Origin of the sequence: Secundilactobacillus paracollinoides (genome assembly GCF_001702155.1) — a bacterium.
Taxonomy (GTDB): Bacteria; Bacillota; Bacilli; order Lactobacillales; family Lactobacillaceae; genus Secundilactobacillus; species Secundilactobacillus paracollinoides.
Genome location: NZ_CP014912.1, coordinates 24,681 through 36,959, shown reverse-complemented (window position 1 = coordinate 36,959; position 12,279 = coordinate 24,681). Strand labels below are relative to the sequence as shown.

The following is a 12,279-nucleotide window of genomic DNA, read 5'->3' as shown; positions in this document are numbered from 1 at the left end:
TAACGGCGTTCTGCACCATAATTTGGAAAACACCAGCATAAATACTGAATTTAAAAAAGAACCGGCAGCGCAATCACTCGGATTGGGCTGTCGGTTCTTTTGAATTTTCTGTTAAGAATGCACCTGTTGCGCATTGACCTTGCGCAAACGGGCGTATTTTTCGTGTTCGAGTTTAAGTGCCCAGATGTTTAAGGCCAATGACAGCAGCATCAAAATCAAGGCGACCAGCATAATGTTATGCAGACCGTTGTATAGAATCTGACGCATTTGAGGCAGCAGTTTTGCCGGCAACGCACTGAGATTAGTGGCATCGGAGAGTTTGTTCATCATCTTCATGGTGATGGTCCCGCCGGATTGCGCTACACCTCTGCGGAGCGCGTTGTTCATGATGATGCCAAAAACAGCTGCGGTGAGCGTCTGGCTGAGCATGCGGATGAGGAAACTAAAGGAGGTCGCAATCGGGACGTCGTGCGGGTCAGCATCTTGCTGGACTTTTACCTGCAACTCGTTGAAGCAGGCGCCGTTTCCGAAGCCCTCAAACGCTGCGGCCAGCAGGATGACACAGTATGGTGTGTGGATGCCAAACAGCAACATCAAGACAAAGGTCATGGTTAACGCCACGATACTTAACGCCACGACGCGCTGGGGTGTTAAATGACGCCGGAGCGGGGCAACTGAGTTTGAACCGATGAGGTCGGTGACCGATCCTGGAATCTGGGTCGCGCCCCCAATCAGTGCCGAGGTACCAAGCAGACCCTGGGCCCACATGGGACTATAGATCAGAAATCCAATGAAGGCCCCCCAGATGAGCGCAAACAGGACAAAATCGATGACCAGCGGCCGGTTGCGAAACAGGCTGCTGGGGATGATCGGTTCGCTGACGTGCGTTTCAACATGCATCAGCGCAGCAAATAGGATGACAGCAACAATCAGCAATCCGGCAATCACAACCGGACTGCCGTCACCGATCAGTTCGATGCCGGCTAATAAGCTGATCAAGCCCACGGTCATCAGTACCGCGCCGAGGTAGTCGACGGGCGACTTGCGGATGTATTTGGGATTGGTCTTGTAGTACAGCTGGACCAACAATGCGGAAATAATGCCGATTGGGACGTTGATATAGAAGACCCAGTGCCAGCTGAAGGCGTCGACGATGTATCCGCCGACCAGCGGCCCCACGATGGTGGCGATACTGTAACTGGCTGAAACGAAGCCGAGGACCTGCATCCGTTTGCGGGGGTTCTCGTACATGTGGGCGTAAATGATATATGGCAGAGACACCACACCGCCGTTTCCGATTCCGGCGATGGTTCTCGCAATAATTAAAAACCAGATGTTTGGCGCAAGGCCTTCAAGCAGGGAGCCCACCACGAAGAACATTGCGGCAAACTGGTAGGCCGTTTTGTTGCCCACGTGTTCACCGAGTTTACTCCAAAGCGGGGTACTGACGGCCGTTCCCAGTAGGAAGACCGCGACGATCCAGCCCATGAGCTCGATCCCGTGAAGGTCAGATATAATAGCAGGAAGTGCGGTGTTAATAATCGTGTTATCCAGCCCACTCATGGCGTTTGACAGGAGCAGGGCGCAGGTAACGATGAGAATATTGCGTCTAGACAAGGGGTTCGCTTCTTTCGTTTTTAGTGTCGTGCTGATTAGCAGTCCACTTTCAATGGTACAACTTCTGTCATGAATTCAAAAGTTGAAATTGGCGGTACTGCGAGTTGGAAACGCTTCACCGCAAAAAATTGTTGGGTATCAGGGTTAAGGACCACGATAGAAACTACGAAAAACGCCACCGCATTGTTTTTACGGGGGCCTTTTAAATGTTAGGTGATAGTCCGTTGCATTCCGCAATTTGGCACTCCGCTGTGGTGGCTCGCGACTGAGCTAACTCGATTTCTGCTGCGCAGCTCTCGAGTGGATCTCAGTCGTCTCGCACATCAGTAACCGACCAAAGTACTGTCGCCAACTGATGTCGACACCACAGCTCCGTGCCAAATTGCTGCATTCCACTAACGTTGAACTTACTTTTTACCACTAGTTAAGCATCACAATTGCGTTAAAACTAGTTCGCAGAGAATCCGCCCTCGACTGCTTATAAGGCTATTAATAGCAATGCTTCTCATGACGTATTAGTCACTAGTAACGATTAATATAGAGGTTTTGTGATGCTACTTTTGAAGACTTATTAACTTTGACGACTACGCCAGAATTTTAGCGTAGTGGAACCGTTCGGCATTGCAAGCTGTGGTGTTGGTGGTCGTTAGCGGCTGTCCTGTAGCCGGTTACGACCAAGGGAGACGTAGAAGATCCTTGAATTTCTGCCAAGACATTCAATAACTCCCCAGAACGACCCCACTTCAGCCTGCAGGGCCGAACGGTGGAACGAAGCGGCATGTCAGCAATATTTGATTCACCCAACAATGAAAAGCCCCTTTTACGGTGACATTTTTTGTAGGTTATTTAGTGGTGTGGTTTAACTCACGAGGCGTCCCGTAGCGTTTGTCGGCCCAATACAGTAGGATACTTAGAATAAAGATCCCAACGCCGAGCAGGATCGCGTTCAGTTTCAAGCCAGCGAATAAGTAGACACAGACAATCAGCGAAATGACGGGAATCATTTTGCCACCCGGTAGCGTGTATTTTGACTGTGGTTTTTGATATTTAAACGCCGCGGCGGAGGTTGTCACGTACTGAATCAGCGACACCATCACCACGCAGGATACCAGAAAAAGGTAGTCACGGGACAGCAAGAGGAGGACCGCAACGATGTGGGTGATCAAAACAGCAACCCAAGGCGTACCGCTCTTAGTTTGTTTGCCGAAAAAGGCGGGTAGCAGGTGTTCTTCTGAGGCGAGTGAGGAGGCTACGAAGGGCGTGTTAAACGAGGTTGAAATGGTGACACCTAGGATGGAGACCATCACGCCCAGCGTCATGATCTGCTTGCCAAGCGGGCCAACTAGTTGTTCAAACGCTGCGACAACGGGTGAGGCCTGGTTCATGACCCCGGCACCCAACTGTGAGATCGTTAGCCACTGCACGAGAAAGTAGATGCCGGCAACCGTTAAAATAACGGCAAGGAGCGCCCGTGGAATGTCCCGCCCGGGGTTTTGCATGTCACTCGCGACAGTTGGTAAGAAGGCAAACCCGGAAAACATGTAAAAGGCGGTGCTAAATCCGCCGTTGACGTCGGTCCCACTGGGTGCAACACTGCCCGATTGGCCGCTAAAGTGAAGGACCACGAGACCCACGCCAATGAAGAGTGCCAGCATGAGGATCTTCATCGCAGACGAGATATTGTCCGCCAGTTGAGTCGCTTTTTCGCCAATGAGATTGATCAGTAACAGCAATAAAATCAGCACAATACTGGTGATCATATACGCGCTTGGTGTTTTAAGGACGGGCCACAGAACCGACGCAATGTTGATAAACGCGGCAATTTCGGCCGCTAACGTAATCACGCCTAGCAACCAGCTGAAGATGCCAATTTGAAACCCGGGATAACGCCCAAAGGCTTCATAGGCGTAGAACCAGGCGCCACCTGTTTCGGTGTAGGTCGCCGCCATTTTGGCGTAACACAGGATGATCGGGATGGAAGAGGCTGCTGCTAGCAAGATTAAATAGGGGCTGAAGCGCCCAACGGCTTTGTATAATTCGCCGGGCAACAGAAAGATACCCGATCCAATGATGCTATTGATGCCGAGAAGAAAGACTGAGGCAAAGCCCATTTTTCGTGTTTGACTCATAGGAATCACCGCCCGTTGTGGTTTTCTTACAGTGTACTTGAAAACGGTTTATTTATGGTGCGCGGTGCTTTGAAATCTGACTTAATTAACAATAAAGCTCAAAACGGTGGACGATTCGGCTGAAAGGCAGGCGGCCTAATCCAGCCCAGATGGGTAAAAAAACGAGATTTGTTTTTGGTAAACCGCCTGTTCGCTTTTGAATAGGGCAATCAAATATTTCGGATCAGTTGTGAACCGCCGTAACCCCTGGATGTACCTTCTTTGATGAGTGGGTTGAATACTCAATGGGGACTGGTCAAAACGAAGCGCCTCCTTAATGACTAGCAAGCGCCCGATGATACCATTGCCATCACTGAACGGGTGGATGTTTTCAAATTCGGCGTGAAGCGTTGCCAGACCCTGAAGTGAGAAATCTGGGTCGTTTTCCCAGGCGCTTAACAAGGTCGCTAATTGCGCTGGCGCTTGTTCAGGTGAGACGAATACTATTGGCCCAATTCTGTTTGGAAATCGTTTAAAGCCGCCAACGTTATACCGCCAATCATCGGCCTGACAGGTGCCGCGTTTGAGTATCTGATGCCAGGCCTTAAAAGTGGTGTTAGACAGCGGTTGGTTGAAAGTATCTAGTAGGTAATCGAAAAGTTTGAAATGATTGCTGACTTCAAACACATCATCAACGTAGACGGGATGCCGGTCGTCACTGAAAATAGCGCGGGTCTCAAAAAGCGCGCTGACTTGTGCTAGGGATAAATGGTTACCATCTATTCGTGTATTTTGGTAGGCTGGTAACACTTGAGTGTGATGGTATAAGCCATGAGAAAATTTTGTTTGGCGTTCTTGGAGCAGTCTTTGTCCGAGATCCATTAACAGGTTCTCCTTTCGTATCACCATAGTGAATGTTCAGATTCTAATAAGAAAGCGATTGCACAAACCGGGTAACTTCGGGTACTATTAAAGAGGATAGCGCGATAGAACTGCGCGTCATAAGGTGCTGGTAACAGCAACACGGAAGGTGAGATAGACATGAACGTGATCTTTCATATTAATGAACCAGAAAAATGGTCGGCCGTTTTGAGCAACGTTGCAAATTACTTGCAGGAAATGGACAAACAGGGTAAGACCGGGGCCGTTGAGATCTTGGTCAACGGTAAGGCAATTATCAGTGTGGAAACAGCTTCAGGCGTTGATCTGGCACCAATGATCAATGCGGGCGTCAAGGTTGTGGCTTGTGCAAAAGCGATGGCCGGTCATCAGGTCGATCCATCGACGATTCAGCACGGTATCGTGGTGGTGCCGGTTGGTGTTTATGAGTTGGTGAAACGGCAGGATGAGGGGTTTGCTTATGTTAAGCCTTAGGTTTGGTGGGGGTTGGTGGTGGTGAGGGCTGCAAATTATTCCTCCGCTGGTGTTTTTGTGTGAGAAGTTAGTGATTCTTATTTTCAACGATTTAATTGCGATGTGGGTCTCAGTTATATTGCCGAAACGTGTTTCGGGAGGGCGCTCAAAGGGTTGCACCTAAGCGACTTCGTCCGTAAAAGCCAAGCCCGGGCTTTTACGGACAAAGTCACTTAGGCTCCACCCTTTGAGCGCCCTCCCTCCACACTCTAAAAATGACCCACACAGCGTCATAAACTGTCGGGCCATTTGCTTTGGTCAGCGTTATTTAGGGGAATAACGTTGATGGGAATAAGGAGAGATCCCTCATGGAAAGATCTCGCTAGACGTACTTAGAGGTTTTTGGGTAACCTCTATGTGAGTATTCTAGCAGTTATTGTTGCATGCGTAAATAGTTAATGGTATATATTATCAACATTATGAACAATGTGAAACAGTCTTTTAAAATTGTGTTGTGGCGGTTTTCTTAGAAGGTTTGGGTCATCATTAAGGTTGTGACCAGCGGATTGGTATAGACACATCGGAGACAAAAAACCTCTCACCGCGTCGTCATGGACGGGCGGTGAGAGGCTTAATCGTTAAGCTTCGTTATCTAACGGTTTTGGTGCTGGTTCAGTATGTTTTAACCGTGCCAACGTTGCTTTATTGACCGTCACTTTAAAGGTTTGCTCAACACGACGGATGAACGATTCGGTAAATTGCGGGTCATTGTTACCGGTAACTTGCTCTTGCATCCGTTGCATATTGTGCAGCGTGTGCATCGCGGTCACGTAGGAGGTAATCAATACCAGCGTCGACCCTAGCCATGCTAGCGGGCTGGCAAAACAGGCGCCGGCGTACTGGAAGTAGTGGACCAAAATGAAGGCCGCAAACGAGCGCATGCAGAGTTCTGCAACCCCAGCGAGGGTCGGCATGAGGCTTTGACCGAGTCCCTGTAGGGTGTAACGCACGATGAACAGAATCGCCAGAATCCAGTAGGAGACCCCAACAATGTTAAAGTAGGTCTGGCTCAGTGTCAGTGCGTGAGCGTCCTGGTTGCCAATGAACAGCATCACCATCCGTTGCCCGTAAAGAATGATGAGCACGCCGACAAGAATACTGAAACTGACGGAGGCCATCAGGGCTTGCTTGACGCCCTTGATGATCCGTTCAAATTGGGCAGCACCAAGGTTTTGGGCCGTGTAAGTGGCCATGGTAATGCCAAACGACATCATGGGTAAGGTTGCGAGCTGGTCGATCTTGGACGCTGAAGTTGTGGCCGCCACGGCGTCGGTGCCAAGACTGTTCAGTGCGGATTGCAGGAACAGGGAGCCAACGGCGATGATCGATGTCTGGAATGCCATGGGCAACCCGTAACGTGCATGGTTGGCAAACTCAGCAGGCACAGCCTTGAAATCAGACCATTCAACGTGCAGGATCGGAACCCGTTTGATGATGTAGACGATACATAACAGGCTTGAGACAAGCTGTGACGTCACAGTTGCGAGGCCGGAGCCGGCAACGCCCCAGTGGAACACAAGGATGAACAACAATTCCAGGATCACGTTTAACACGGTCCCAATGATCAAGAAGAACAGCGGTGTCCGTGAATCCCCAAGTGCCCGCAATTCGTTAGAGAGCATGTTGAAGAGCACGAAAGAGAAGATGCCGGCAAAAATAATCGAGATAAACAATTTTGCGTTGCCATAAATGTCGGCTGGAATGCTCATCGTATGCATGACGGGGTCCAAAAAGAGCAGGCTTAGCGCTGTTAAGACGATCGTGACGACGATGCTGAACACGATACTGGTCGCAAAACTCTTGCGAACCCCGGGTAGATCCCGAGCACCCCAGCGTTGGGCGGTGACGATTGCAAAGCCAGCAGTGAGGCCGTTCGCAAAGCCAATAATCAAAAAGTTAAGGCTGCTGGTGGAGCCAACCGCTGCGAGTGGCTTAACACCAAGGGTCTGACCCACAATGAGGACATCTGAGAAATTATAGAGTTGTTGAAAAAGATTACCAATGAATAATGGCAGGGTAAAAATCAAAATAAGCTTAAGTGGGTTTCCTTGGGTAAGATCGCGCAAGTGGGGCTCCTTTCATAGAGTGCGGAGGGAGGCGGTTAGAGGGCGGAGCGTAAGTAACTCTGGCAGAAATGCCTGAACTTGGCATTTTTGCCAGAGTTGCTTACGCAGGAGTCCTCTGCCTCCCGGAGCACGTTTCGACAATATAAACGAAAACAGCGGTGCCCAAGAAGGGTCAATCCACCCATCAAGCGCACGCATCAGCAATGTAAATATAGAACAAGTAATCAAAACACTGTAAAAAATGTAAACAAACGCAATAAGTTTTCAACAAAGACCGTAGAAAAAAGCCGTGGGCGAACTCGCCACAGCTTTGAGCCGATCCTCAAAAGACAATAGGCCCTACTATATCAGAAAACGGCCCGCTTGATAAGGGGTTAGCATCAATTTGTTAAAGTTTCTGAAAATGAGAGCGTTAGCGTGTTAAAAGAATCGCTTTCATGAAAAATAACTTAGATTTTTAATGTAGACATCCAGCCGGCAAAGAATAGATCTTCACGTTTTTATCACTTCTGAGTGATAAAAGACAGTCTGTTTCTGACATTGAACCTTGTGCTCAAATTCGGCCTTTAATAGTAGCACACACCGCGATAACAGTGATGCAGCAGGCATACGCGCAACAATTATCAATCCTAAGTTGTTTTTTGAACAGATGTGTCAAAATAATAAGAACAATTGAGGATAACCCACTTCACTAGTGCGATAACCTGTCCCCGCCAATACCCGTTTTAGCATTCGGAAAGTGATAATCTTTGAAGGCCGTTTTTAATTTAGGTAAACTTATGAATACAGATAGTAAGCTTATTTTTTCAGGACACTTGTTTTGAAATGATAAGGGGGGATTACTATGATCACTAATCACCGATTACGAAATTGACATTGGTGGTTAGGAAGGCTAAGAGACTTACCGGGCGGGGTACGCCCACTCCGATCGTATTCCGTTCAGCATCTTACTGTCTAGGAGTAGGCAGATGGGTAATCATTTCCTGGTCTTCTGTGATCACGGATCGTTCGTTGGGTTTGTGTCGTCGTTATTGCGGGTTCAAAATGCCTGTGCAGAACAGGATTTTTCTGCCGGTCATCACCCGCAGCAGGTGCTTTTCATTGTTGTAGCGCGCTGCTTGATACGGGCACTGCCGTCATCGTAGGTTGTGCACTCTCCACCGTGCCGAGTAACGATGACGCAATATTAAAAACCGGTTAACTGGCATGTTTGCCGGTCGACCGGCCACCACGGAGGGTCCATGTCTCACTCAGTCATCATCTGGCCGCCGATGTGAGCCAGGTTTCAGCTGGTGTCAGCGTATGCTGACTGCGGCTGGACATGGCTGAGATTACTATCGATAAAAGGAACACTCACCAGGGATTCCCCAGTAAGGCCTGGTGGGTGTTTTTTGTGAGAGTGTAAAAAAAGGCGAACTTGCTCCCAGAATATAAGGCCCCCTAAACTAAAATTCCGATTTTGGATTTTGGTTTAGGGGGCCTTATATGGCCGGGAGCGGCCTTTTTTTACACGTTTAGGCTAGATAAACTAGAACACTAAATTTAGTACTACCTTGCTCTATCTCAAAATTGTGCTGAAAACAACCACATCTACCCCGCATTTACCAAGTCTATGCAAATAAAGCAACAATTTAACAATTTTTGTTTTGCAATGGCTGGAATCTTCCGATAATATAAGTCATATTGTAGCAATTGAAATGCACACGATGTTATCAAAATATAATACAAATAAACTGTAATGTGTTGATTAAGACTTAACAAACGTTAGTGTATAAGCGTATAATAATATGTAGAGTAAATGCGTAATGGCGTTCATCATTTAATTTATAATGAACGACGATTTCGGGTGTCACGTCGCGCTGAATAGTTAGGGGAATGACTATGAAGAAAAAAATAATGTTAGCTGCGCTCACGTGTATGGGAGTGTTATCTATTTTAGCAAGTCCGCTGTATACAAAAGCGGCAAACGCCAGTGAACCTTCTTGGACAGATGCCAATACCACTGAATTGCTCCAAGCTAAACCAGCAAGACTTGGGGCAAGCAATGATGGGACCAATCTGTATGTCTATCTTGAAACAGAAAAATCAACTACAGAAATATTTAAGACGTTCTCAGCTTCATATGGTAGTGGCTTTTCAAAAGTGAATAAGGTCTTTAAATTAAGTGCTTATAAGGACGGTACAGTCAACGTTTTAGATAATTCGACAGGGACGGTGGTCGGGACTGCCACAATTAGTCAATCAGCAACGGTTTTAGATGCGACCGTTAACTTGAAAGACGCTGGCTTATCCAATGGTGTCGGCAAAAGTTTGTCCGTTTTAGGTGACGTGAGTTTGACGGGTCCAAGTTTGGCTGGAACGCCGGTGGCGACAACACTGAAAGAAGCATCATCAGAAAGTGACAGTAGTTCCTCACAGACTGACGCGCAAGAAGCCATGTCGAGCTCTGATAGTGCTACTTCACAAAGTTCATCACAGGCGAATAACAACAACATCAGTGGCAATTTAGGAATTACGATCGACGGCCAGTATGCCGACTGGGCTGATAAGAACCCTACCGATATCAATATCGATAATGATAATAGTGTTGAAGTGAGCCTGCTGTCGGATGACAAGAACGTTTACTTCTATGTTGAATCAACACCCAAATTGTCACAATCAAGTAATAATTTTCAGGGTAATGGCTATGAGTTAAAAGTCGGCGACCAAACATATTATATTACCTTTGGCTCGGCTAACTTGTCAAAAGCTGGCGACTCGCAGGCAGTTTCGGTAGATATCTGGAACCCTTCATCTGGTGGTAGTGATAATACAACCAGCGGGACAGCCTACGTCGGTTTAAAGAACCTTCAAGAAACTTCGGGCAGTGGGACAACCACGAACACTACTTGGCAGCTCGAATGTGCCATTCCATTCTCAGCATTGGGCGGAACATCTGATTCGTCAGCAAGTTCGATTACGTTAACCAATTCGAATGGTTGGCAGGGGACTGTCAAGGATACTGGTGGGAGCACTGGCCCAGCCGTAATAGTCGCATCTGGCTTCGTCATCGCTGGCGCGGCACTTGTCAAAAATGCACGCGGAAAGAATAAAAAGCGGCGGGGTAATAAATGAGCATCTATTTAATTATTGGTATTGTCGTTTGGCTGTATGCCTTATCGATATTAAAAAGAGCAGGTCTCTCGGCATTTCATTTTATTGTGGGGAGTGCCGGGCTCTTTTTTATCCTTATATCGTTGAGTGATCCGTACTGGATATGGTTTTTCACCCACGCAGTGATCAATGGCGTGAAATGGGTCGGCGACGTGACTGGGATGTGTGACGTCATGAACCGTTATGGGTTGGTGGCCATCAATAACCCAACACAACCGGTCATGATGAGTATTGATTATGAGTGTTCTGGCATTATTGAAACGACAGCGTATATTGGGATGGTTGCCTTTTCCCCAATGTACAACAGTGTGGAACGTGTCTTCTTTGGTGTCGTTGTGACGTTATGGATCTACGGTGCCAATGTGATCAGATTGACCGTAGTGGTGACGATCGTTCATTTTATGGGTGGCGGGCAATATTATTTAGCGCATACCATCATTGGCCGGCTTGTGTTCTACACACTGGTCATTGCGATGTACTATAACGTGTTTACTTACACGCAAGTTTCACACAGTCTGTACCGCAACTTTATTAAGTGGCGCGATCGGTGGCGTAAGCGGCTTAGTTTTCGGAAAGGAGACTAGCCCATGATGTATTGGTTACAGCAAACGGTTTTTAAAATGGGCTTTTGGCTGACCTGGGCATTAATTCCTGTTGTGGTTGAAATTTTACCAGCGTTTGTCCAGGGAATTCGGCTCTTTTTCAAAACGTTTCGGCCGAAAAAATTAGCGATGCCTGATAAGATGCCGTTTATTTCTGTTGTGGTGCCTGTATACAATTCTGAAGATACTTTGTTTGCCTGTATTCAATCCATTCGAGAGTCAACGTATCCGCACGAGTTGGTTCAGGTCATTTTAGCTGACAACCAAAGCACGGATGATAGTTTTGAAGTGTTTACCCGAGCTCAAAATCGGTTTGCTGATATGAATATGCAGTTGCTTCATACTGAGCAGGGGAAGGCCAAAGCGTTAAATTCGGCCATATATAACGCGATTGGGACCTATGTGATCAACATTGATAGTGATGGTATTCTCGAAAAGAATGCCTTAATGAACATGGTACTGCGATTTGAAAATGATTTTGAGATGGCTGCACTAACGGGCACTATTTTGCCGCAGCACCGGATGATCGACAATTGGCGTCATCCGGGTAAAAGTTTTTTACAACACAACGAGTACTTTGAATATGCGCAGGCATTTTTATCAGGACGCAGTATTGAATCACAACAAAATCAGTTGTTTACCATGTCTGGTGCCTTTTCTGCGTTTCGCAAGGAAGCCCTGTTGAACACCTTTCTCTACAACACGGGCACCATAGGCGAAGATACAGATATGACGTTTCAAATTCGGGATAAGCTGCATCGAAAAGTGGCGATTTGTGCCGAAGCCATTTTCTATATTGAACCAATTGATAGTTTGGATAGTCTCTATATTCAACGGCAACGGTGGCAAAAGGGTGAAATGGAAGTCACGCATGAGTATGCGGATAAAACAACCATGTCTGATTTCTTTAAAAACTTTTTGGTACGGCGGATGATGATGGATCACACTTTCCTTTTTCCAAGAATGATCTGGATGTTTGCTAGTATCGCACTGTTATTTTTACGGTATTCACCCATTATGATGGGGATGTCCTACGTTATCATTTATCTGCTATATGCATTGGTCAGTCTGTTAAATTACGTTTGTGTGGTCCAATTGTTAAGGGGCTCAAGTGAAGAGCGCCACTACTATGTCAGACAGTGGTGGGTGGCGTTTACGTTGCCAATTTATAACTTCATTTGTTCGTGGATCCGCTATATCGGGATTTTAAATAGTATGGTTGACGCAAAATCAACCTGGAATTCAACACGGTTTAGTCAGGAAACGAGGCAGATAAAATCGGTTATCAAGAGCGATTTTACTCGTAAACGGGGGAAGTAA

General features: G+C 47.1%; 8 protein-coding genes. 4 read left to right on the top strand and 4 right to left on the bottom strand.

Annotated features, from left to right (window positions below; all coding sequences use genetic code 11):
* Nucleotides 1-111: 111 nt before the first annotated feature.
* From AYR61_RS00155 to AYR61_RS00145, 3 genes are all read right to left on the bottom strand, one after another.
* Nucleotides 112-1,617: an MFS transporter gene (locus AYR61_RS00155; protein WP_083215433.1), complete on the bottom strand. Its 1,506-nt coding sequence runs from the start codon at nucleotides 1,615-1,617 to the stop codon at nucleotides 112-114.
* Between the two features lie 842 nt (nucleotides 1,618-2,459).
* A complete protein-coding gene (locus tag AYR61_RS00150; protein ID WP_056987909.1) occupies nucleotides 2,460-3,746 on the bottom strand; it encodes an APC family permease in 1,287 nt (428 codons plus the stop codon).
* A 135-nt stretch (nucleotides 3,747-3,881) separates the two neighbouring features.
* Nucleotides 3,882-4,607 (bottom strand): Fic family protein, encoded by a 726-nt coding sequence (locus AYR61_RS00145; protein ID WP_065900786.1) that lies wholly within the window; start codon nucleotides 4,605-4,607, stop codon nucleotides 3,882-3,884.
* Nucleotides 4,608-4,766: 159 nt separating this feature from the next.
* Here AYR61_RS00145 and AYR61_RS00140 point away from each other — a divergent pair, with 159 nt between their 5' ends.
* Nucleotides 4,767-5,099 (top strand): DsrE family protein, encoded by a 333-nt coding sequence (locus tag AYR61_RS00140; RefSeq protein ID WP_054709239.1) that lies wholly within the window; start codon nucleotides 4,767-4,769, stop codon nucleotides 5,097-5,099.
* A 617-nt stretch (nucleotides 5,100-5,716) separates the two neighbouring features.
* Here the strand turns inward: AYR61_RS00140 and AYR61_RS00135 are convergent.
* Nucleotides 5,717-7,204, bottom strand: coding sequence for an MATE family efflux transporter (locus AYR61_RS00135; RefSeq protein ID WP_083215431.1), 1,488 nt, complete (start codon nucleotides 7,202-7,204; stop codon nucleotides 5,717-5,719).
* 1,917 nt (nucleotides 7,205-9,121) lie between these two features.
* On the opposite strand from AYR61_RS00135, the gene AYR61_RS00130 reads away from it, so the two are divergent.
* Genes AYR61_RS00130 through AYR61_RS00120 form a run of 3 tightly spaced genes read left to right on the top strand, consistent with a single transcriptional unit; the run spans nucleotide 9,122 to nucleotide 12,279 of the window.
* Entirely contained in the window at nucleotides 9,122-10,318 is a 1,197-nt protein-coding gene (locus AYR61_RS00130; protein WP_191982264.1) for a Firmicu-CTERM sorting domain-containing protein, read from the top strand.
* On the top strand, nucleotides 10,315-10,941 hold the full coding sequence (gene xrtG, locus AYR61_RS00125; protein ID WP_065900784.1) for an exosortase family protein XrtG: 627 nt from the start codon (nucleotides 10,315-10,317) through the stop codon (nucleotides 10,939-10,941). The genes AYR61_RS00130 and xrtG overlap by 4 nt, the downstream gene beginning before the upstream one ends.
* 3 nt (nucleotides 10,942-10,944) lie before the next feature.
* Nucleotides 10,945-12,279 carry a TIGR03111 family XrtG-associated glycosyltransferase gene (locus AYR61_RS00120; RefSeq protein ID WP_056987912.1) on the top strand — a complete coding sequence of 445 codons (1,335 nt, stop codon included), beginning with the start codon at nucleotides 10,945-10,947 and terminating at the stop codon, nucleotides 12,277-12,279.